This window comes from Bacteroidia bacterium (genome assembly GCA_039924845.1).
In the GTDB taxonomy this organism is placed as follows: Bacteria; Bacteroidota; Bacteroidia; order DATLTG01; family DATLTG01; genus DATLTG01.
This window is the reverse complement of sequence record JBDTAC010000073.1, coordinates 33841-57074: the sequence shown is the minus strand read 5'-3', so window position 1 is coordinate 57074 and position 23234 is coordinate 33841. Positions and strand designations below refer to the sequence as shown.

18 protein-coding genes are annotated in these 23234 nt (G+C 35.0%); 11 read left to right on the top strand and 7 right to left on the bottom strand.

What is annotated here, in order from left to right; translation table 11 throughout:
- The first annotated feature begins 6 nt into the window (after positions 1-6).
- From ABIZ51_08045 to ABIZ51_08025, 5 genes are all read left to right on the top strand, one after another.
- Positions 7-4509 (top strand): hypothetical protein, encoded by a 4503-nt coding sequence (locus tag ABIZ51_08045; GenBank protein ID MEO7088724.1) that lies wholly within the window; start codon positions 7-9, stop codon positions 4507-4509.
- A gap of 15 nt (positions 4510-4524) precedes the next feature.
- Positions 4525-5169, top strand: coding sequence for a glycerol-3-phosphate 1-O-acyltransferase PlsY (gene plsY, locus ABIZ51_08040; protein MEO7088723.1), 645 nt, complete (start codon positions 4525-4527; stop codon positions 5167-5169).
- A 380-nt stretch (positions 5170-5549) separates the two neighbouring features.
- Entirely contained in the window at positions 5550-6980 is a 1431-nt protein-coding gene (dnaA, locus tag ABIZ51_08035; GenBank protein ID MEO7088722.1) for a chromosomal replication initiator protein DnaA, read from the top strand.
- Positions 6981-7109: 129 nt separating this feature from the next.
- On the top strand, positions 7110-7568 hold the full coding sequence (locus tag ABIZ51_08030) for a low molecular weight protein-tyrosine-phosphatase (protein ID MEO7088721.1): 459 nt from the start codon (positions 7110-7112) through the stop codon (positions 7566-7568).
- A gap of 9 nt (positions 7569-7577) precedes the next feature.
- Positions 7578-8291 carry an SAM-dependent methyltransferase gene (locus ABIZ51_08025; GenBank protein ID MEO7088720.1) on the top strand — a complete coding sequence of 238 codons (714 nt, stop codon included), beginning with the start codon at positions 7578-7580 and terminating at the stop codon, positions 8289-8291.
- An 8-nt stretch (positions 8292-8299) separates the two neighbouring features.
- On the opposite strand, the gene ABIZ51_08020 is transcribed toward ABIZ51_08025, so the two are convergent.
- Both ABIZ51_08020 and ABIZ51_08015 read right to left on the bottom strand, forming a co-directional pair.
- Complete coding sequence (locus ABIZ51_08020; protein MEO7088719.1) at positions 8300-9160, bottom strand: alpha/beta hydrolase-fold protein; 861 nt, start codon at positions 9158-9160, stop codon at positions 8300-8302.
- 131 nt (positions 9161-9291) lie between these two features.
- Complete coding sequence (locus ABIZ51_08015; protein MEO7088718.1) at positions 9292-11490, bottom strand: T9SS type A sorting domain-containing protein; 2199 nt, start codon at positions 11488-11490, stop codon at positions 9292-9294.
- Between the two features lie 140 nt (positions 11491-11630).
- Here ABIZ51_08015 and ABIZ51_08010 point away from each other — a divergent pair, with 140 nt between their 5' ends.
- From ABIZ51_08010 to ABIZ51_07990, 5 genes are read left to right on the top strand one after another with little or no spacing between them, the layout of a single operon-like run.
- Positions 11631-12641 carry a bifunctional oligoribonuclease/PAP phosphatase NrnA gene (locus tag ABIZ51_08010; GenBank protein ID MEO7088717.1) on the top strand — a complete coding sequence of 337 codons (1011 nt, stop codon included), beginning with the start codon at positions 11631-11633 and terminating at the stop codon, positions 12639-12641.
- A gap of 25 nt (positions 12642-12666) precedes the next feature.
- Positions 12667-13197 (top strand): FKBP-type peptidyl-prolyl cis-trans isomerase, encoded by a 531-nt coding sequence (locus ABIZ51_08005; GenBank protein ID MEO7088716.1) that lies wholly within the window; start codon positions 12667-12669, stop codon positions 13195-13197.
- Between the two features lie 6 nt (positions 13198-13203).
- Complete coding sequence (locus tag ABIZ51_08000; protein MEO7088715.1) at positions 13204-14097, top strand: FKBP-type peptidyl-prolyl cis-trans isomerase; 894 nt, start codon at positions 13204-13206, stop codon at positions 14095-14097.
- A gap of 31 nt (positions 14098-14128) precedes the next feature.
- Entirely contained in the window at positions 14129-15073 is a 945-nt protein-coding gene (locus tag ABIZ51_07995) for an FKBP-type peptidyl-prolyl cis-trans isomerase (GenBank protein MEO7088714.1), read from the top strand.
- A gap of 22 nt (positions 15074-15095) precedes the next feature.
- Entirely contained in the window at positions 15096-16274 is a 1179-nt protein-coding gene (locus tag ABIZ51_07990) for an FKBP-type peptidyl-prolyl cis-trans isomerase (protein MEO7088713.1), read from the top strand.
- Between the two features lie 82 nt (positions 16275-16356).
- On the opposite strand, the gene ABIZ51_07985 is transcribed toward ABIZ51_07990, so the two are convergent.
- Positions 16357-17004, bottom strand: a complete 648-nt coding sequence (locus ABIZ51_07985) for a hypothetical protein (GenBank protein MEO7088712.1) — start codon at positions 17002-17004, stop codon at positions 16357-16359.
- Between the two features lie 123 nt (positions 17005-17127).
- Here ABIZ51_07985 and ABIZ51_07980 point away from each other — a divergent pair, with 123 nt between their 5' ends.
- Positions 17128-17802 carry an ATP-binding cassette domain-containing protein gene (locus ABIZ51_07980; GenBank protein ID MEO7088711.1) on the top strand — a complete coding sequence of 225 codons (675 nt, stop codon included), beginning with the start codon at positions 17128-17130 and terminating at the stop codon, positions 17800-17802.
- Here ABIZ51_07980 and ABIZ51_07975 read toward each other — a convergent pair.
- The 4 genes from ABIZ51_07975 to ABIZ51_07960 are packed head-to-tail and all read right to left on the bottom strand — an operon-like array spanning position 17788 to position 22841.
- Entirely contained in the window at positions 17788-19014 is a 1227-nt protein-coding gene (locus ABIZ51_07975; GenBank protein ID MEO7088710.1) for a glycosyltransferase family 1 protein, read from the bottom strand. The two genes, ABIZ51_07980 and ABIZ51_07975, sit on opposite strands and share 15 nt — an antisense overlap.
- Complete coding sequence (locus tag ABIZ51_07970; GenBank protein ID MEO7088709.1) at positions 18921-20045, bottom strand: glycosyltransferase; 1125 nt, start codon at positions 20043-20045, stop codon at positions 18921-18923. The genes ABIZ51_07975 and ABIZ51_07970 overlap by 94 nt, the downstream gene beginning before the upstream one ends.
- Before the next feature lie 50 nt (positions 20046-20095).
- Positions 20096-21886 (bottom strand): chloride channel protein, encoded by a 1791-nt coding sequence (locus ABIZ51_07965; protein MEO7088708.1) that lies wholly within the window; start codon positions 21884-21886, stop codon positions 20096-20098.
- A 37-nt stretch (positions 21887-21923) separates the two neighbouring features.
- On the bottom strand, positions 21924-22841 hold the full coding sequence (locus tag ABIZ51_07960; protein ID MEO7088707.1) for a DUF6268 family outer membrane beta-barrel protein: 918 nt from the start codon (positions 22839-22841) through the stop codon (positions 21924-21926).
- Positions 22842-23234 lie beyond the last annotated feature (393 nt).

Genomic DNA, 23234 nt, shown 5'->3' with positions numbered 1-23234 from the left:
TCAATCATGAAAAAATTCAACTTTATTATTGCACTTTTTATCGGATTGTTTTTCATTCATCCGAATGCAAATGCACAAAGCAAACTGGTTCAATTTACCTCTGATCCAGTTAAATTTCTGAGCGAATTGCACGACTTTTTCGAAAGCGGAAACGGCAACAAAAAAGAAATAAAAACATACATGGAGCAATTTACCATATCGTGGAATGCGCCTAAATTTACCGATAAATACAAACAAGCAGCTTATGATGTATGTAATTTAATGTTAAAAAAACGCATGCGCCCTTTTCCTGATTTTAAAAATTATTTAGATGCACTGAATAATTTTGTCAATTCTGGACAATCTGATAAAAATTTTGAAGTATGGCAAGCTACCTTGCACAGCATGCTGACGGGCAGAACAATCAAAAATTATACTGACTTTGTCGTGATGAGCGCGAACCTCTTTGGCTCCAATACTTTTTATACTTCGCCCACTTACAAATGGAGTTCGAGCACCAGTAATTATCAAATGGTTTATGAAAACGAGGTTCCAAAAATTATTTTTCCAAGCGCTAATTTGCGCTGCTTAAATGAACGCTCTGATAGTACTTTTATTTACAATACAAAAGGCGTTTTCTATCCTTTGACGAATAAATGGGACGGTTATGGAGGGAAAGTAGATTGGTCGCGAGATAGTTTGGATGCGAATACTATTTTCGCACAATTAAATACATATCACATCATTCTGAAAACAGGCGGTTACACGGCAGATTCTGTTATTTTTTATCAAAAAAAATATTTTGATAAGCCACTTATCGGAGTGTTAAACGACAAAGATGTGGCAGAAGCAAAAGGTGTTAATTCTTTTCCGCGTTTTGATTCGTATAACAAGCGTTTCTCAATTAAAAATATTGCTCCGAATGTGGATTACGATGGAGGTTTTTCGATGAGAGGCGGAAAATTTATTGGCTCTGGAAGTGCTACTGAAAATGCTTATTTGTATTTTAAAAGAAACGATTCTATTTTTATTGTTGCTTCCGCGAAAAGTTTTGACATCCGTAAAGACCGAATTCTTTGTCCAGAAACAGCCATAAAAATGATTTTGGATACCGATTCTATTTATCATCCGAATTTAGAAATGCGTTACATCATTGCCACCAAACACTTAACATTTATCCGCACAGATGAAGGAGTTTCAAAAACACCGTATTCTGATACGTATCATAATGTGGATATGTACTTCGAATATTTATCTTGGAAAACAGATGAGCCAAAAATTGATATGGAAATGTTACCAGGAAACTCTCAAGGTGTTGCGGATTTTGCATCCACAAATTATTTTAAACGCGATTTGTACGATAACATCCAAGGACAAGCGAATGTTAGTCCGTTGATTACGATTGCCGGTTACTCCAAATCTTTGGGCGGATCGCGCGATTTTTTAGGCGATAATTTAGCCGGATTTATGGGACATACTGCGGATGACATTCACCCTTTATTAATCCAATTAGCGAGCATGGGCTTTTTGACATTTAATACGGGAAATGATCAAATTCACTTGAAAGAAAAACTATTCAAATACATTACTGATAACGCCGGTCGAACAGATTACGACGTACTTGATTTTCACTCTGTGAACCGAGGACAAATAAATGCCAGCATGAATTTGTTGAATTACGACATCACGATCCACGGCGTAGCTGGTATTTTGTTAAGCGATTCTCAGAATGTTTATATTTTTCCGAAGGACTCGGAAGTAGTTTTGAAGAAAAATAGAAACTTTACTTTTGCCGGAATAGTGCACGCTGGGCGCTTTGATTTTTTCGGAAAAGTATTTTCATTTGAGTACAATGATTTTAAAATCAATTTAACCAATGTAGATTCGCTTCGCTTGAAAGCCGAATCATTTGATGCAGACCCTTATGGACAACATCGCTTAGTTCCTGTAAAAACGGTTATTCAAAATATCAATGGAGAATTATTTATTGATAATCCTGCCAATAAATCAGGCGTAAAAGATTTTGCGAAATATCCTATTTTCAAAAGTAACAAGGATGCGTATGTGTATTACGACAAGCGATCAATTCAAAAAGGCGCCTATAAAAAAGACAAATTTTATTTTCATTTAAAACCATTTACGATTGACAGTTTAGATAATTTCACAAATGCAAGTTTGCATTTTCAAGGTGATTTTGTTTCAGCAGGAATTTTTCCTCAGTTTGCAGAACAACTTACGCTTCAAAAAGATTATTCGCTTGGATTTATTCGCTCTACTCCTCCTGATGGATTTGCCGTGTATGGCGGAAAAGGTGTTTTCAAAAATCAAATTAAACTCAGCAACCAAGGTTTGAGAGGCGATGGAACCGTAGATTATGTAACTTCTACAACAACATCCAACAATTTTATTTTTTATCCAGATTCCACCAATACAATTGCTCAAAATTTTGATATAAAAGAACAAAAAACAAATCCACAATTTCCTCAAGTTCACGGGCAGCACGTCCGGATACACTGGGTTCCTATATTGGATGTAATGGATGCGAGCAATAAAAAAGATTCTGTTTTTCAATGTTTCAACGGACAATCTACCTTTTCAGGGAAATTTAGTTTAACGCCAAAAGTGCTCACCGGAAATGGAAAAGCCGATTTTTCTGGTGCTGAATTAACTGCAGTCAAAACAAATTTTTTACAGCACGAGATGCTTTCGGATACGGCCGATTTTCAACTCAAAGCACTTGACACCGCAAATCTTGCTTTTACCACCACCAACGTGAATGCTCACATTAATTTTGACGAGCGCAAAGGTGATTTCAAATCCAACGGAAAGGGTTCAATCGTTAAATTCCCGGTTAATCAATACATGTGTTTTATGGATAAATTCAACTGGTTAATGGATAAAAACAGTATTGAGTTAAGTTCCGATAAAAACAAAGCCAGTGCAAACGTAGCTGCTGCCAGCGGGGCAAGCCCAAATTCAGATATTGACTTAGCTGGTTCGGAATTTATTTCCATTCATCCAAAACAAGATTCTTTGCGATTTAAAGCACCTTCTGCTAAATACGATTTGAAAAAATACGTGATTACTGCGAAAGAAGTAAAATATATACGTGTAGCAGATGCCTTGATTTATCCAAATAACGGATTGGTTATCATTCGGAAAAAGGCATACATGGAAACTTTAGACAGCGCAAAAATTTTAGCAAACACCACTACTCGTTATCATCATTTATACAATGCTACCGTAAATGTATTTAGTCGAAAAAAATATGCTGGCTCCGGCTTTTATGATTACATCGATGAATTGAAGAAAAAGGAATCTATTTATTTTAGTAATATTAGTGTGGACACTACCTTGCAAACCTATGCTGAAACAACTATTCCTGACAGTGTTCATTTTACGCTAAGTCCTAATTATGATTACAAAGGAAAAGTAAAATTAGCCGCCAACAATCAGTTTTTAGTGTTTTCGGGAACTACTCGAATTCAGCATGGTTGCGATGCTGTTAGCAAAACCTGGTTTGCTTTTACTTCTGAAATAAATCCAGAACAAATTTACATTCCAGTTTCAGATACGCTTTACGATGACAAAGGCAATAAAATTGCAGCTTCTATTATGTACACGAAAGATTCTACTAGAATTTATTCTGCCTTCCTATCGAAAATCGTCGGGCGACAAGACATTCAATTATTGCCTGCAACAGGATTTTTATTTTACGATAAGGCTTCCACAGAATATAGAATATCCAATAAAGAGAAATTGGTAGAACGAAATTTAACAGGAAATTATTTAAGCTTGAATGTTAATAAATGTATCGTTTATGGGGAAGGAAAAATAAATGTAGGAACCGATTACGGACAAGTGCAAATGAATACCGTTGGAAATATTACGCATTATTTAATTCCGGATTCAACTGCTTTTCATCTCATGTTTAGTTTGGATTTTTTCTTCGACGAAAATGCCATCCAGAAAATGGGTGAAGCCATTAACAATTATGCCGGACTTAACTCCATTGATTTCTCTAAGCCTGAATACGAAAAAGGCTTGAGAGAATTGCTTGGAAAAGATAAAGCCGACAAATTAATTTCCCAAGTAAATTTGTACGGATCATTTAAAAAATTTCCAGATGAATTGAAAAAAAGTATGTTCTTTACCGACGTACAAATGAAATGGAATCCACAAACTCGCTCTTTTATATCAAGTGGAAAAATAGGTATTGGCAATTTCAACAAAACTCAAATCAATAAATATGTGAACGGACACATTGAGTTTAAAAAGAACAGAGCCGGCGATGAACTTAATATTTATATTGAGTTGGACGGTAATAATTGGTATTATTTTAATTATGCACGCGGAACCATGCAAGCGATTTCATCCGATGCCAATTTCAATAATGCCATCAGTAGTTTGAAACCAGATAAACGTGAACAAAAAGGAGATAAAGCACAAGGCGGAACGTATTATTTTAATCTTTCTACCTTGAATAAGAAATCAGCATTCTTAAGACACATCAGCAATAGCGGAGAATAAGAACATAACAAAAAAATGATTTTATTTTATCAGATTCTTATTTTGTTTGCAGCTTATTTGCTGGGATCTGTCCCTTCTTCCGTTTGGATAGGACGTATTTTTTACGGCATAGACGTACGCGAATATGGAAGCGGAAATGCAGGTGCCACCAATACCTTTCGTGTACTTGGTAAAAAAGCCGGTATTCCTGTTTTGTTTTTAGATATTCTGAAAGGATATCTCTCCGTACAAATGGCGTACATCTTACCGGTGAAACAAAGTGCGGAAGGCTTTGTAAATTTTCAAATTGTATTGGGAATTGCGGCACTCATCGGACATATATTTCCGATTTATGTTGGTTTTAGAGGCGGTAAAGGCATTGCCACCTTACTCGGTATTTTAATTGCCATCGCGCCAGACGCAGCCTTAATGTCGATTGCGGTTTTTGGAACCGTTTTTTTTCTTTTTCGCTACGTATCGCTTGCGTCTATTGTTGCCGCACTTGCTTTTCCTTTTATCGTGATTGTTATTTTAAAAATAAAATTTCCAACCTTAATTATCTTTTCTCTTTTGATTGCTATTATGGTGGTGATAACACATCAAAAAAACATTCATCGTTTACTCCGAAAAGAAGAATCAAAAATTAAATTTCAGAAGAAGAAAAAAGCATCTGATAATTAGGAGCGTTAAAAAAAATATTTTTTTCAGCCCTTGAAAAATTATTTTTTCGCGGAAACAATATACAAAAAAACAAACACGAAATATTTTTTCTAAAAAAAAATATTTTTTTATTTTCAACTTATTTCTCAACAAAAAGGCTTATCATTGCAAGCGTTTGAAGATTGTAGCAAAATCAGCATATTTTCTTCATTCGCTAAAAAAATAAAAAAGTCAGAATAAAAAAAATGATAAAGTCAATAGCAAACTGAAAAAAAAATGAAACTTTTTTTTTGAAAACTTTAGCCGTTGCAATTAGAAAAAATTACATTTGAAGAAAAATTGAACTAAAGTAGAAATTAACTACTTCGATATAATATCACATTTTAATAGTAGCACAAGTAATGGAGAAGACACACGTAAAAATTTGGGAAAATTGTCTGGAAATAGTAAAAGACAATGTTAGCTCACAAAATTTCAAAACATGGTTTGACCCAATTAAACCAATTAAATTAAACGGAAGTGTTTTAACAATACAAGTTCCAAGTCAATTTTTTTACGAATGGTTAGAAGAACATTATGTTACTTTATTAAAGAAAACAGTACGTAAAGAATTAGGCAGCGAAGGTCGCTTGGAGTATAGCATCATCATGGAAAATTCGCAAACAAATGCGAAACCTTACACCGTTAAAATTCCTACCTCTGGAAAAAAAGATTTGAAAAATCACTCGGTGGCAATGCCCATTGATTTGAATCAAAAAACAATTCGCAATCCATTTATTATTCCCGGATTAAAAAGTTTGACGGTTGAATCACAATTGAATTCCAATTATTCTTTCGAAAATCTTATTGAAGGAGATTGTAATCGTTTGGCTCGTTCTGCCGGATTTGCAGTAGCCAACAAACCGGGCGGAACCGCATTCAATCCTTTGTTGATTTATGGCGGCGCTGGTTTAGGAAAAACACACTTGGCGCATGCAATCGGAATTCAAATTAAAAATAATTTTCCAAGTAAAACAGTATTGTATGTGGCTTCCGAAAAATTTGCACATCAATTTATTGATTCCGTAAAAAATAATAATCAAAATGATTTTATACATTTTTATCAAATGATTGATGTGCTAATTATTGATGATGTTCAATTTTTAGCAGGGAAAGAAAAAACACAAGATGTATTTTTCCATATTTTTAATCATTTACACCAAACTGGCAAACAATTGGTATTAACTTCCGATAAGGCTCCCGTAGAAATGCAAGGAATGGAACAACGCTTGTTGTCTCGCTTCAAATGGGGACTATCCGCGGATTTACAAGTTCCAGGAGTAGAAACCAGAATTGCAATTTTAGAGAAAAAAGTATATGCTGATGGATTGGAACTTCCGAAAGATGTCATCGAATACCTTGCATACTCCATCACCAACAACGTTCGTGAATTAGAAGGAGCTTTGATTTCTTTGCTCGCACAATCATCGCTTAATAAAAAAGCAATCACGATGGAGCTTGCCAAATCAATGATTGACAAGTTTGTAAAAAACACAGCCAGAGAAGTTTCCATTGATTATATTCAAAAAGTAGTATGCGATTATTTTGATTTGCCACTCGAATTATTGAAATCAAAAACACGTAAAAGAGAAGTGGTTCAAGCGCGTCAAATAGCAATGTATTTTGCAAAAAGTATGACAAAATCTTCTTTAGCAAACATTGGTTTGCATTGCGGAGGAAAAGACCACGCAACGGTTTTACACGCTTGTCGTACCGTTAATAATTTAATGGATACCGACAAACGCTTTAAAGCATACATCGATGAATTGAATAAAAAAATCAGCATTCAGTAATAAAAATGAAATAGTAATTTTTATAAAAAAAGGAGTTCTTCGGAATTCCTTTTTTATTTTGAAGTTAAAAAACACGTTTGAAAAATTATTTTTTTGAAGGTCTAAAAATCAAGTTAAAAAACAAGCATCGTGCAAAAAATTTTAATGGTTTGTTTAGGGAATATTTGTCGCTCACCATTGGCGGAAGGTATTTTGCGCGAAAAAGCAAACGCGATTAACTTTCCTATTTTTGTGGATTCGGCAGGAACATCCAATTATCATATTGGCGAACATCCCGATCATCGCGCGATTGAGAATGCACAATCGCATCAGGTAGATATTTCAAAATTAAAAGCTCGACAATTTTCCGTGAAAGATTTTGATGCGTTTGATATTATTTTTGCAATGGACGTTTCCAATTACAACGATATTTTGCGTTTGACGCGAACCGATCACGACAAAAATAAAGTGGAAATTATTTTAAATCGCTTGTATCCAAAAAGCAATAAAAGTGTTCCCGACCCTTATTTTGGTGGCGAAGAAGGCTTCGAAACCGTTTTTCAATTGTTGGATAAAACCTGCGACACTATTTTGCATTCTTTAAAATAAAATTTTCGGATGAACAAAAAAGGCACTCTTTATTTGATACCCACAACGCTTGGGACAGAAGCAGAAATCTCTGAAAGTATTCCAGCAATTGTCGGAAAAATAATCAACGAAATTGATCATTACATTGTGGAAAATGAAAAATCCGCGCGGCATTTTTTAAAAAAAATGGGTATTCAGAAATCGCTCAACGAAATTGTCCTTTATCCACTCAATACACAAACAAATCCGGAAATTTATTCTTCTTATTTGAATGCGATAGAAGAAGGAAAAAATATGGGAATTATTTCCGAAGCGGGTTGTCCATGTATCGCTGATCCTGGTGCTGTAATTGTGAAATTGGCGCATCAAAAAAAAATAAAAGTAGTTCCGCTTACCGGTCCATCTTCTATTTTATTGGCGTTGATGGCATCCGGATTTAACGGACAAAATTTTGCTTTTAACGGTTATTTGCCGAAAGAAAAAAGTGATCGTATTCGGAAAATAAAAGAGCTCGAAAAAAATATTTTTCAAAAGCAACAAACACAAATTTTTATTGAAACGCCTTATCGCAATCAACATTTGCTGGAAGATATTATTTCTACTTGCGATTCGAATACCTTGCTGTGCGTGGCTTGTGACGTAACACTTCCTTCGGAAATGATTGTTACGCAAAGTATTTTAGAGTGGAAAAAAAAATTGCCGGACATTCAAAAACGCCCGACAATTTTCCTCTTGTATAAATAAGATTCTTTTTATTTCAAATATTCAAACGCTTTGTAAACGGCTTGGTGCATAATGGTTGCATGATTTTCATTTATAAAATAGTGAAATTTCACACGTACGTTTTTATTTCTTTGCTTCCTTAAAAAGTGAGCTAATTTTTTGGCATCTTTTTGCATTCGTCCTCCCTCCTTGCCTACAGCAACATACACAGAAGTTTGAACATTCAATTTTGTTTTCAGAAACGTCGAATCTGCAGAAAACAAAGATTCATTATCCCACCACAAACTCGGACTTACAATAATATAATTAGTAAAAAGTTTCGGCTTTTTAAATAAAATTTCTGTTGCCAAAAGTCCACCTAAAGATTCTCCGATAATGGTTTTGGAAGAATTCGTTTTATAATTTTTCTCGATGTATGGCTGCAATTCTTTTTCAATAAAAGCAATAAATCTTTCGGAACCACCAGTTGTCGGAAATGCTTTTTTGTCTTTTTCTATATGTGTCGGAAATGTAAAATCTCTTTGTCTATCCACATTGGCAATACCCACAACAATGGATTTTGGCAATATATTTACCCAAGGGAAATTTAAAAACTGAACAATTCCAGCGATGTGGATGAAATCTTCCTCTGCGGAACCATCCAATAAATAAATCACCGGATACTTGACAGTATCTTTCGGATTATACCCTTCCGGGAAATAAATATTTAACGTGCGTTTTTCACCTAATTGTGATGAGTAGATTTCGACAGTTGTTCCCAAAACAAAAGGTGAATTCTGTTTTAGTCTCGTACTATCTTGCGCAATGGAATGCAAACTAATCAGGCAAAATAACAGCAAGGTAAAATATATTTTATTCATTTTATATTGCTGTTCTTCTCTATACATCATTTATTTTTTGACGAAGATAAAGAAAATCAAAAAAATAATTTTTTGAAGCTACATCCAAACAGTTTTATAATTAATAACAAAAAAAGGGCTGTCTTGTATTAAGACAGCCCTTAAATTATGGTGTTTTACAATTATTTGATGAGTACCAATCTAATCGTTTTTACACTGTTTTTTGAACTTATTCTAACAAAATATACTCCATTTGTGTATTCGCGCAAATCAACTAATGTTTGCAATTTACCTGGTTGAATACTGTAGATTTGTTTTCCTAGAATATCACTAATTGTTATTGTAGAGTTCTCAATCAAACTCGTATTTCCTTCAACAATAGTAAACATTCCAGAAGTTGGATTAGGAAAAACATTGAATGAATTTGATTCTGTATAAGTTGCTATACCTGTACAATTCTCAACAATTGCATTTTGAGTTTGAGTAGATGAGTTTCCATTACCGTCACTAAACGTCCAAGTAACTACAGTTGTTCCAACAGTAGATATCGGAAACGTTGTGGTCGTTGTCCCTCTAACAGAGCCCATGCAATTATCTGTCCCAAATGGAGCAGCAATTGAGTCAATTGGCACACAACTTACAACATCTATCAAAGATGTAGAATCTGATGCAGGAGCAATTGTATCGCGGACAATTACATTTTGGCTTTGGGTAAATGTATTCCCATTACCATCGTTAAACGTCCAAGTAACTACTGTTGTACCTTGTGTTGAAATCGGAAATACTGTAGTTGTTGTTCCTGTTATCGTTCCAGCACAATTATCCATTGCTGTTGGTGCGGTTACCGAATCAATTGTACATTGACTTGTTACATTTGACAAAGATGCCACGTTAGGAACTGGAGCAATTGTATCATGGATAATAACCGTTTGAGGTATTGTGATCGAATTTGAATTATTATCTGTAAATTTCCAATTAACAACGGTTGTACCTTGCGTTGAAATAGGGAATACCGTAGTTGTTGTACCAGTAATAGTACCTGCACAATTATCCGTAGTTGTTGGTGCTGTTATGGAAGCAACAGTACATTGGCTTGTAACAACAGGTAAACTACTGTAATGAATTGTCATCACTCCACCTTGCCAATTGGCTTGCCAACCGCCCCATCCAACGAAATACATACTTAACGTATCATTCATTCCGTATCTATAGTTTGGAAAAGCCCCAGTGTAACTGAGATTAAAAGTTTGTGGAGTATGTAGAAGTGTACCATAACCCATATTAATCCCTTGGATATTTATAGTGCTGTTCGCGCCTGTTCCTCCCCATCCTTGATCAACGGCAGTATAGGTTAAGTCTATTCCCGTGATGTAAGAACCACTCGGAATTGGATCTGCAAAAATATATTGCCATGGAGACCAACCATTAGTTGCCCCTCCAGATGGAATAGTAACTACCACAGTTCCAGGCAAAACTCCTACAGGAGGATTTGGAGGGGTAATATCATTAATAATTACATTTTGACTTTGAGTGGAAGTGTTTCCGTGCCCATCTCTAAACGTCCAAATAACAATGGTAGTGTCATGAGCCGAAATCGGAAATACAGTAGTTGTCGTTCCTGTAATAGTACCAGTACAATTATCTGTTGCTGTTGGTGGTATTATTGAATCGATGGTACATTGTGCTGTAACATTTGGTAACGATGCAGCATTAGGAACAGGAGCAATCGTGTCATGAATAATAACTTTTTGACCAACGATAATAGTATCCAAGCCACTCGCGAATTGCCAATTAACTATACTTGCGCCTTGTGCAGTATCCGGAAAAACAGTAGCTGTAGTACCAGTAATTGTTGCAGCACAAGTATTTGTGGTAGTTGGTGCTGTAAGAGAAACACCACATTGGCTTGTTACAATAGGCAAGTTACTATAATGAATTGTCATTGTTCCACCTTGCCAGTTGGCTTGCCAACCACTCCATCCAACGAAATACATACTTAACGTATCATTCATTCCGTATCTATAATTTGGAAAAGTCCCCGAGTAAGTGAGGTTAAAAGTTTGAGAAGTATGTAGAAGCGTGCCATAACCAATATTAACACCTTGTACATTCATAGTACTATTTGCGCCTGTTCCTCCCCATCCTTGATCAACAGCAGTATATGTTAAATCTATTCCTGTGATATACGAACCACTCGGAATTGGATCTCCAAAAATATATTGCCATGGAGACCAACCATTAGTTGCCCCTCCAGATGGAATAGAAATAGTTGCAACCCCGCATCCTGCAGGATAGTTCGGAATACAACCCGTAGCGTTACCGTTTAATGCCATCAGGCAGAAAGCAGCAGCACTCAAAAAAGAAAGTAATGTTTTTTTCATAAATTTTTTTTATTATTAGTTTAAAAATAGACCGCGAAACTACCTTTTTTTTCCAAATCTTAAATAGATTATAAAAAATAATTTTTTGAAGCTACATCCAAACAGTTTTCTAAATTTGCATTCCTTTTCAAAAAAAAATTTTGACAACAATAGAAATCGAAAAAATTCAAGAATTATTAACTCATCCCAAAAAAATAATTTTGGTAACACACTGGTCACCAGATGGTGATGCCATTGGTTCTTCCTTGGGTTTGTATAATTATTTACTTCTCGGAAAACACGATGTAAAAGTAATTGTGCCGAATGATTATCCGCCTTTTTTAAATTGGATGGAAGGAAACGATAAAATTCTCAATTATCAAAAAGATCCCGTTAATTCGATAAAATCGGTAAACGAAGCCGAAATTATTTTCTTGTTGGATTTTAATTCCTTGAAACGCATCGACGAATTAGGAAAACACATTGAAGAATCCGCAGCTTTCAAAATAATGATTGATCACCATTTGCAACCCGATCCAATTGCTCAAATTTTCCATCACGATGTAAAAAAATCATCTACCGCTGAATTGGTTTTTGATTTTATTTGCCTTCTTGGAGATGAAAATAAAATAAACAAAAGTGTCGCAGAATGTTTGTACACAGGCATTATGACGGATACTGGGTCGTTCCGATTTCCTTCCACTTCGGCGCAAACACATCGCGCCATTGCCTGTTTATTAGAAGTAGGAGCGAATCACGCAGAAATTCACAACCGTATTTACGATGACAATTCGGAAGATAAAATTCATTTATTGGGTTTTTGTTTAAATGAAAAACTGAAAGTATTACCTCAATTTAATACTGCTTACATCACGCTGGATGAAGCGGAACAAAAAAAATTCAAATGTAAAAAAGGCGATACAGAAGGGTTTGTAAATTATGCCCTTTCTATAAGAGATATTAAATTAGCAGCTTTTTTTGCGGAACGCGACGGACTTATAAAAACTTCTTTTCGTTCGAAAGGAAATTTTGACGTGAACCTTTTTGCACGCAAACATTTTGATGGCGGTGGACATAAAAATGCTGCTGGTGGCGCTTCTCAACTATCAATGAAAGAGACGGTAGATAAATTTATTTTAGTGCTGGAAGAATACAAATCTGAAATTATCTAATATTATCCTCGTGAAAAATTATTTTTTGAAACTGTTTTTTTTAAGTGCCGTTTTAATGTTCGCGCAAGCGTGTAATAATAACGCAACAGACGAAAAAATAAATCCTGCCGACACACTTTCTCAAGTGGAAGTGAATACAAAATTGATTAATTCCAACACCATGTTTGCCGTACAGGAACGCGATGAAATTCAAGAATACATCCATCACCATCATTACAATATGCAAGCTACTGCATCCGGAATTTATTATTGGATTTATCAAAAAGGAAACGGCGAACAAGCCAAAGCAGGTGAAACGGCGGTAGTGAAATTTACGATTAGTTTGTTGGACGGCACGCTTTGTTATTCGTCAGACAAAGAAGGTTTGAAAAGTTTTTTGATTGGTAAAGACCAAGTAGAAACCGGATTGCACGAAGCCGTGCAACTGATGCACGTGGGCGATAAAGCCGTTTTCATTTTACCTTCTAACTTGGCAGCAGGAATGGTGGGTGATCGTGAAAAAATTCCGCCGAAAGCCAGTGTAGTGTATGATCTTGAATTGGTATCTTTAAAATAAATCTGTTTGAAAAAAATATTTTTTCTACTCCTTTTTAGTTCTCTTTGTTTTGTTTTTTCGTGTCAGAAAAAAACAGAAAAACACGTTGGTTTTACAGAAACAGATTCTGGTTTATTTTACAAATTACAATCTTTCGAAGACAGTCGTAAACGCCCCGTTATCGGAAATTATTTGGAATTACAAATGGTATATAAAACGGAAAAAGATTCCGTATTTTTAAATACGCAAGAAGCTTTATACAGTGATGGCGCAGCGTTTATTCCTTTTAAAAGCAAACCAAGTTTTTCAGGAAGTTTTGAAGAATATTTTCCAGAAATGAACGAAGGTGATAGTTTGACCTTTTTAGTGAATGCAGATTCTCTTTGCAATCAATTTTTGAAACTGAAAACCTTGCCCGTTTTTATCCACTCCGGAAGTTTGGTAAAAATAGAAACCAAATTGGTGAAAATTTTAACGGCGGATGAATACAGCAAAGAAATGGCGCATCTACAAGAAATGACGGACGATATGGATTTGATAGAACGCGAAAAATTACAGCACTATTTAAAAACTGAAAAATTAAATCTTTCACCCATTTCGAGCGGTATTTATTATCTCCCTGAAAAGGACGGAACGGGAAAAAATGCAGAAGAAGGAACATCTGTAAGAGTTAATTATAAAGGTTATTTTATGGATGGACGATTGTTTGATTCCACACGCGTACCGTTCGAATTTGTATTGGGAGAGCAGGATCAGGTTATTGCAGGGCTCGCTTCCGGAATTTCTTTAATGAAACAAGGTGGGAAAGCAAAATTTATTATACCTTCGCAACTTGCTTTTGGGGAAAATGGTTCATCCAATAAAATGGTGCCACCATACACAACAGTTATTTACGAAGTAGAACTTTTAAACGTCAATTAAAAATAAATTAAAAACAATCAATTCAAAAAACATGAAAATTTTTTCTTTCAAAACAAGCGTATTATTGCTCACTTCCGGAATTTTTATTTTCGCATCGTGCAGCCAATCACCTTATCCTGGTTACAAAAAAGATACAACAGGTTTGTATTACAAATTTTACAAACAAAATGACAAAGGACAACATCCAAAAGAAGGAGACATTGTTTCCGTAAAAATGTTGTATAAAAACGGGAAGGATTCTACTCTGTTTGATTCAAAAAGATTTTCGAGAGATAGCAGCGGTGCTATCCGTTTTCCTTTGGCAAAATCCACTTTCCAAGGAAGTTTTGAAGATGCCTTAAGTATGATGTCCGTAGGCGATAGCGCAAGTTTCAAACTTAGCTCCGATTCTGTTTATTTAAAAACATTCAAAGCAAAAACACTTCCAAAATATGCGGAAGCTGGTACAATGCTTACGTTTGAAGTAAAATTAGTGGGTGTTATGTCGAAAGAAGAAGCTCAAAAAGAGCAGCAAGAGGCAATGCAAAAAAGAAAAGCTGAAACTGATTTGCGTAAAGGACAAGAAGCAGGAACCATTCAAAAATACATTACGGATAATAAAATTACCGTAGCACCAACTGCAAGTGGAATTTATTTCATCGAAAAAACAAAAGGAAAAGGTCCGAAAGCAATTGCTGGAGATACAGTGCAAGTAACTTACAAAGGCATGTTGTTGGACGGAACTGTATTTGATACTTCTGATAGAGGCGCGAATTCTAAACCGGTTAAATTTCCAGTTGGAGTAAATGCTGTTATCAAAGGTTGGGATGAAGTATTGCAAATGATGAACGAAGGTGAACAAGCAGAAGTTTTGATCCCATCATCAATGGCTTATGGTGAAATGTCTCCGGGCGGAATGATACAACCGTATTCTCCTTTATTGTTTGATATCAGTATCGTGAAAATAATCAAAGGAAAATCAGTTGCAAAAAAATAATTTTTCAATCCATTAAATCAGAATGAAAAAAAATATTTTTATCGTATGTGCTGCTGTCGGAATTTTAATTTTCCCTTCGTGCAAGCTATTTCGTAAAACGCCAAAAGCTCCCGTAATGACAACAACTTCGGACGGATTGCAGTATATGATTACTACTAAAGGAACCGGCATTCAGCCACAAAAAGGCGATATGGTAACGGTAAATTATGTGGGAAAATTAATGAACGATACCGTTTTTGATGCATCTGAAAAACACGGAAAAGCCTATACTTTCCGAATTGGAGATGGAGATGTAATAAAAGGTTGGGACGAAGGAATTATGCTAATGCACGAAGGTGACAAAGCATCATTTGTTGTTCCTCCAAGTTTGGCTTACGCAGATAAAGTAGTAGGAAAAATTCCTGCCAATTCTACGCTTAAATTTGATGTGGAATTGGTAAAAGTAACTCCTGCTCCTCGTCCTTTTGATATTGCAGGAAAAGATACCATTACAACTGCTTCCGGATTAAAATACATTCTCGTAAAATCAAATCCTGATAGTATTAAAGCAGTAAAAGGAGATAAAGTTACCGTGAATTACAGCGGTTATTTATTGGACGGAAAAATGTTTGACTCTTCTGTTCAACGCGGAGAACCTTTTTCGTTTAATGTGGGTAAAGGACAAGTAATTAAAGGTTGGGACGAGGCCTTGCTATTGCTTCACAAAGGTGATAAAGCGCGATTGATTATTCCGTATAACATTGCGTATGGCGAAAAAGGGTATGGTCCTATTCCTCCCGCAGCTACTTTGGTTTTTGATGTGGAAATGATAAATATTGCACCAGAGCCTAAACCCACTCCTTATGATATTCAAGGAAAAAAAGTGCAAACAACTGCAAGTGGTTTACAATACATTGTGATAAGCCAAGGTACTGGTGCTAAAGCAGAAGCGGGAAAAACGGTAAAAGTAGATTATACCGGTTATTTAGAGGATGGTAGCATTTTCGATTCTTCCGTTGAACGTGGGCAACCAATTGAATTTCCGTTAGGCGAAAAAAGAGTAATACCCGGTTGGGAAGAAGGCATTGCATTGATGCACGAAGGCGATAAATTCAGATTGATTATTCCGTATAATTTAGCGTATGGAGAACAAGGTAGACCGCCTGTTATTCCTGCAAAAGCAACGCTTACATTTGATGTACAACTGATCAGCGTGAAATAAGTAATAATAAAAAACATAAAAAAGGGCTTTGAAAAATTAATTTTTCAAAGCCCTTTTTTCATTTCCTCTTTTTTCGAAAATTTTATTTTCCATTCAAAAAACGGTATTGAAACCCAATTGAAAAACCAACACCACTTCCTTTCCAATCTGCCAACACATATTGATTAAATGTGCTATTATTACTGGTCATATTGCTATAATTAATAATTGGGAAACTCACATCTGCATTCAAACCAAAACGTTGAAAATAAAATCGCGGATTAATGTGAAAATCAACATAACTGCCCGCACCGTAAATTTGATTATTCCCAAAATCATTTTCATTGTATTGCAAGTGCGAAAATCCTAAATTTAATCCCAATGGAAGATCAAAATGTGCCGACCGAATAACGTGAAAATTCAAAAGTAAAGTAGCATCAAAACTTTTTGCTGTTGGCGTTGAACCTGTAGAAGTATCATATTTTGTATAATACGTTTCCGGTTTTAGCAACAATCCAATTCCAAACCAATTCGCCAAGCCATATTCTCCGCCAATAACAAGACTTCTGGAAGCAGCTCCATTCTTATTATCTTTTATAACATTCGTTCCAATCAATTGATAATGATAATCTACCTGATAAACATCAAAACCAAAATCCAAAGTGGTTACCAAGGCATTTTTATAAAACGATTGTGAAAAGCTTTGTGTAGCCATCAAGCAAATACCGGCAATCAAAAATATTTTTTTCATGTTTTTATTTTTATAGATTTTATTTAAAAAAATTCAATTACAACGAATCGAAAGAGAAATCAATATTACAAAAATTAATTTTCTATTTTTGTAAATTATCTATTAAAAATATTTTTTCAAAAAATGGCGCTCGATAATATCATTCAATTAGAAAATGTTTCTATTTTTCAACAGCAAAACATGGTGCTATCCAATGTTTCATTGGCAATCGACAAAGGCGAATTTGTTTATTTGGTAGGAAAAACGGGTAGCGGAAAAAGTAGTTTATTAAAAACGCTTTATGCGGATTTACACTTAAACCAAGGCGAAGCGTCCATTGCTGGCTATAATTTAAAAACCATTAAGCGAAAAGAAATTCCATTTTTAAGAAGAAAACTCGGAATTGTTTTTCAAGATTTTCAATTATTAAGCGATCGCACCATCAACGACAATCTTTTATTTGTAATGAAAGCCACTGGCTGGAAAGACAAAGCGGCGATGCAAGCGCGTATGCAAGATGTTCTTTTAAAAGTAGGTTTGGAAACAAAAGGATTTAAAATGCCGCACGAACTTTCGGGCGGAGAGCAACAAAGAGTGTCCATTGCACGTGCTTTGATAAATGATCCGGAAGTTATTTTAGCGGATGAACCAACCGGAAATTTGGATCCAGAAACTTCCGAAGGTATCATTAAATTGTTGTTCGATATTAGTAAAAATGGAAGGGCAATTTTGGTGGCAACTCATGACATTCTACTATTTCAGAAGTTTCCTTCGCGCACTATCAAATGCGAAAATGGACACGTATTATCCGAAAATTAATTCGTTGATTTTCTTTGCATTTTCTTCGTCAGAAAAATAATTTTTCAAAACGCCTTTTCGTTTTTCTATTTCCGATGAAGTAAATTCGATTTCAAAAAGTTCTTTTAATTTTTGCTTCATTTCCTCCGCAGTATCAGCCACACAACACACATTTTCCAAATTTGTTCCGCTCAACATATTCTTATTTACCAAGCAAAACCGACCGTTATAAAGCGTATTTAATAATTTTAATTTTAAACCCGTTGCTTGAAACGTAATTAAAAAATGGACATGTGCTTGCTGTACTAAATCTTGCATTTTCGCATCGTCCGGATTTTCTATCAACTCTACATTTTTAAAAGAAGCAATTGTCTTTTTCAATCGCTCCGAAGGGTTTAGTCCTGCAATTTTAAAAGGAATTTCAGTCTCCGAAAAAATAGTTTTAAGCAAATACATTGCGGCATTTTCATTTTCTGCAACAGATAAATTTCCGTGATACAAAACGTAATTTCCTTTTCCAGTAATGGAATTTAATTTTTCATTTCCATGAAAGCTGGTCAAATAAATTATTTTTTTATTCGGAAATTTTTCGTGCAAATATTTTTTATCTGCTTCACTTACAACAAGCATTAAATCTGAATATTTGAGTATTTTTTGATAAAATAAAAGTTTAAAATACTCGCTCAGAAAAAATATTTTTTTGAACACATTTTTTTCTGATTTAAAAAGATGCCAATAATAGTGATGTTCGATATTGCTTTCGCGATAAATTTTCAAACGATTTTTAATGCGTGCATCATTCAAAAAATGACAAGAATGCAAGCCTTCAAATAAAATAGGCGCATCGTTTTTTAAAATATTCTGCATCAATTTTTCGGAACTTCTGCTTGCTACAATGTATGGCAGATAATGAAATGCATTCGAAAAATTATTTTTTCGAGGATAATAATTTACACTTTCACAATATTTTTCGAGCTCTTTACTTTCCGTTCTTCCGTATTGAAAACAATGCAAATGAATTTTTATTCCGAGTTGATGCAGTGCTTTTATTTTATAAAAAATATCGATCACTCCTCCGTAATTTGCCGGAAAAGGAACGTTAAAAGACACGATATGCAAGTGTTTCGAGCTGATTTTTTTTATTTTAAAAATTTCTGATAGGTTTCTATTACTATTTTCTCTTCGTTTTCCCAACACAATTCTTGCGCCGCTACTTTCGTGTTTTCTTTCCATTTCAGAAGCAATTTTTCGTCGGTAAAAATGGAATTGATTTTTTCGGCAATGTGTTTTGGATCGTGATTTTGAATACAATCTCCTACTTGATATTGAAAAATTATTTTTTTCAACTCTATTAAATCAGATGCTAGAACAGGTACTCCTGCTTGGATGTAATCAAAAACCTTATTCGGCAAACTAAATTTATAATTGATGTTTGTGTCTTTATCCAAGGTAACACCTAAGTCTGCAAAATGTGTGTAATTCGACAATTTTTCGAATGGAATTTTTCCCGTCAGAAAAATTTTTTTTTCGAGCTTCCATTTCACAATCATTTTTTCGAGTATCGGAATCACATCTCCGCAACCGACAATTACTAAAATGGCAACGTCAATGTATTGCATCGCTTCCACCAATTCTTCCGCGCCTCTATCTATATTAATTCCGGCGCCTTGCAACAAAATTATTTTTTTATCCGTTTCAAATATTTTATTTTTCTCAATCGAATTTGTTTCTCTTTTTTTTGAAAAAGGAACATTTCTCAACACGTTTACCGGAACTTTATACAAATCGGAAAAGTAATTCGCAATGGAATGATTCACCGTAAAAATAGTTTTTAATTTCGGGAAAATATTTTTTTCAAGACGTAACCAAATCTTTCTTTTTACTTGATTTTGCTGTAATTCTGGCACTTCGGTAAAAATTTCATGACTGTCGTAAACGACGGGAACATTTTTAATTTTCGAAATTAAATAATTCGGCGCAAGTGTATCTAAATCATTCGCCACAAGGATGTCTGCTTTGTGAAAAAGTAAAAAAAGGAATAATCGAAACTGAAATTCAACGTAAAATAAAATGCCTTTTTCAAAGACTAAAAACATTCTTTTCGTAGCATAATTTCTGGGAGCAAGCGTTAAACTTTTTCGTTGCTTTCTACCAACGAGCAAAACGTCAAAGCCCATTTTTTTTAAAGTTGTGGATACTTTATGAACCCGCTGATCGGTGCTTAAATCGTTGATGACAGAAACAATTACTTTCTTCTTTTTCATTTTTATCTGCTGAAGTTGGTACTTGTTTTAGCCTTCAAAAAAATAATTTTTCAAAGTGTTAAATTGCTTTGTTCGGCACGCTTCGCTTGTTTTAGTAAAAGCTCTCTATACTTTGTAAACACAGCCGACTTAGAAACAAATCCGATGTATTTCGTATCATCCAAAACAGGTAAATTCCACGAATTAAATTCTTCAAATTTATGCATCACCGAAAACATTTTTTCTTTCACATCAATACTTGCCGGCGGCTGAAACATTAAGTCTTTGACAAATATCTGATCGTATTTTTCGGTTTGAAACATTTGTTCTCGAACGTTGTCTAACAAAATAACGCCCGCCAAACGTCCATCTTCACTCAGCACCGGAAAAATATTCCGTTTAGAATGTGCAATCACATGAACCAATTCGCCCAAACTGGCTTCTACTGGAACAGAAACAAAATCTTTTTCTACCAATTCATCAATGTGCATTCTGTTGAGCACCAATTTATCTTTATCGTTCGTAGGCAAATGCCCTTTTCGCGCCAGTTGCTTCATGTAAAACGAATACGGTTCAAAATAACGAATGATAAAATACGAAATCGCGGAAACAATCATTAAAGGGACCAATAAAATATAACCTCCTGTAATTTCGGCAATCAAAAATATCGCGGTAAGCGGAATGTGAATCACGCCGCTGAGAATACCAGCCATCGCCACCACAATAAAATTTGCTTCCGTGAGGTGATAAATTCCCAACATATTAACGGTGTGTGCAAATGCAAAACCGAATACAGCTCCCAGGAATAAAGACGGCGCAAAAATACCTCCATTTCCGCCTCCTCCAAGGGTTAGCGAAGTAGCAATAGGTTTTACCAACACAATCAAAGCAGCCACAATAACCATCAGCCATTCGTTATTACTACCTGCAAAAAAAGTATTGTCGAGTATTTGATGAAATTTCCCTTCCAAGAGCATTTCCACTATTTTGTAACCTTCGCCGTATAGCGGAGGGAATAGGAAAATAAGAACACTAAGTAAAATTCCTCCAGTTAATACTTTTCGATAAGGATGTTTCTTTGATTTGAAAAATTCTTCTGTATAGCGCATCATTCGGGTAACGTAAACAGAAAGTATTCCAGTAATCAATCCCAATAAAACGTAAAATGGAATGGCTTTTAAATCCCAAGAATCCGTAACGAGGTAAAAAAGTTTACTCTGATACAACAATTGTGAAACCACGGAAGCCGTTGCTGACGCCATCAGCAATGGAATAAAAGAAGGAATGGAAAATTCGGAAAGCAATACTTCTACGGCAAATAGAACACCTGCAATCGGACAATTAAAAACAGCGCCAATACCTGCGGCAGCACCACAAGCCAATAATAAGGTACGTTCTTTGTAATGCAAACCAAATGCTTTGGACGTGTTAGAACCAATTGCCGCACCGGTTACAACAATCGGAGCTTCTAATCCGACAGAACCTCCGAAACCCACCGTAATGGCACTGGAGATGATATGCGAATATAATTTATCTTTTTCTATTCTGCTCGATTTTTTATGAATCGCGAACAGAATGCTGCTGATACCTCTTCCTATTTTTCCTTTTCGGAAAATTTGCACGTATAAAACGGTCAATAAAATACCAATTAAGGGAAGCAGAAAAAATATATATGGATAGTTTTTCCTGCCGATAAAATCTAAAAAGGTTTCGATTTCGTGAGCTGATAATTTTAAAATAACAGAAGCCAATCCTGCTAAAACACCTACGAAAACACTTAATATCAATAAGAAATTACGATTGCTGATGTGTCGTAATCTCCATTCAGAAAATGTATGTAATATCTTTTTTATTTTTTGCACAAATCAATAATTAAAAAAAGAATCGTTTCATTTTGTATTATATTTTCGTCTCCAGTAAATCAAAACGCAAACGATAAGCGATGCCAAAGTTAAAAAGAAAATAGTTTTTTACAGGAGAATAAATCGGGTTGGTATCGCAGTAAAAAGATGTTCCTTCATTATACTGAATGGGGTTTTTACCAAGATTATAACCTGCTTCCGCAAATGCAAGTAGTTTTTTATAGACAAAATAATCTACATAAAACTTCAACTCTTCTTCGTTGTAACGCACGTAATCATTATTTTGAGAGGCAGCTAATTGGAATGATCGTGTGAAGGCTTTGAAATTAAGCCCGAAAAATAGTTTATCGTTACACTTATATTCTACGTAATAATTGCTGGGTATAATTCCGTAAAATTTCCAATGTTTATTTGCTTTCCATTCAATTGCGCCAAGCGGCATAAAAAAATTCCCGAATGCTTCGCGGTTGTAATACAAACCAATTTTATATTCTAAAAAATTATTTTTTTGATAGGTAAATAACAACGCGCCTCCCATTTGAAATTCTTTTGCTGTTATCGAATTTTGAAGTGCTCCCGCAATTTTTGGAATCGCTAAAAAAGTAGTTTTCCATTTTTCGTTTTTGGAAAGGATTTGCATGCCAACAGGAACCGACAAGGCGTACAAGGAAGCAGAAGGAGAATTAGATGAAGAATCACTGCTGTAGGAATCTACTCTTTCCGCATTGATGCGAAACAACAACACATCTTTATTTTTGAGCTGCTTCGGGAAAAAAAGATTTAAATAATAATCGTTCGTTTGGTTTTGCGAAGGAGTATTATTCACATGCACATAAGACGAAGAAAACAATTGACAGCCTGTGTTTACAATATCCACATACGGTTGAGCAAAAACACCGAGCGTGCCAGCAACTAAAAAAAGAAGTGTCGAAAGAATGTTTTTCTTAATTGCCATTAATTATCTCTTATCGCCACAAAAATAACTTTTTTACGCAATTAAATTGGAAGATTTGAAAATGTGTAGATGCAAAATAAAAAAGCGACATCAGATTTTGAATAAACGAGCCTCATCCCCAGCCCTTCTCCTTTGGAGAAGGGAGCTAAGTGCTAAATTCTCTCCAAGAGAGAGGATTTAGGTGAGGCTTTTAAAATGAAAAGAGAAATTCGATGCAGAAAAACAGATAGCTCCGAAGTAGCAGTACAAACACGCTATTTGAAAGGTAATTCTCTTTGTATTGAATGTTATTCCTCTCCTTCGGAGCTAAAAACAGGTTAACGATTGGTTATTTTCTATTACTATTCCACTCCTCTGGAGCAGATGGAAAAACCTAAATTTTCCCGCAATGAT

Coding starts and splice junctions, on each gene's coding strand:
- ABIZ51_08045 (MEO7088724.1), top strand. CDS start 7: ATGAAAAAATTCAACTTTATTATTGCACTTTTTATCGGATTGTTTTTC.
- plsY (MEO7088723.1), top strand. CDS start 4,525: ATGATTTTATTTTATCAGATTCTTATTTTGTTTGCAGCTTATTTGCTG.
- dnaA (MEO7088722.1), top strand. CDS start 5,550: ATGGAGAAGACACACGTAAAAATTTGGGAAAATTGTCTGGAAATAGTA.
- ABIZ51_08025 (MEO7088720.1), top strand. CDS start 7,578: ATGAACAAAAAAGGCACTCTTTATTTGATACCCACAACGCTTGGGACA.
- ABIZ51_08020 (MEO7088719.1), bottom strand. CDS start 9,160: ATGATGTATAGAGAAGAACAGCAATATAAAATGAATAAAATATATTTT.
- ABIZ51_08015 (MEO7088718.1), bottom strand. CDS start 11,490: ATGAAAAAAACATTACTTTCTTTTTTGAGTGCTGCTGCTTTCTGCCTG.
- ABIZ51_07995 (MEO7088714.1), top strand. CDS start 14,129: ATGAAAATTTTTTCTTTCAAAACAAGCGTATTATTGCTCACTTCCGGA.
- ABIZ51_07990 (MEO7088713.1), top strand. CDS start 15,096: ATGAAAAAAAATATTTTTATCGTATGTGCTGCTGTCGGAATTTTAATT.
- ABIZ51_07985 (MEO7088712.1), bottom strand. CDS start 17,004: ATGAAAAAAATATTTTTGATTGCCGGTATTTGCTTGATGGCTACACAA.
- ABIZ51_07980 (MEO7088711.1), top strand. CDS start 17,128: ATGGCGCTCGATAATATCATTCAATTAGAAAATGTTTCTATTTTTCAA.
- ABIZ51_07975 (MEO7088710.1), bottom strand. CDS start 19,014: ATGGAAAGAAAACACGAAAGTAGCGGCGCAAGAATTGTGTTGGGAAAA.
- ABIZ51_07970 (MEO7088709.1), bottom strand. CDS start 20,045: ATGAAAAAGAAGAAAGTAATTGTTTCTGTCATCAACGATTTAAGCACC.
- ABIZ51_07960 (MEO7088707.1), bottom strand. CDS start 22,841: ATGGCAATTAAGAAAAACATTCTTTCGACACTTCTTTTTTTAGTTGCT.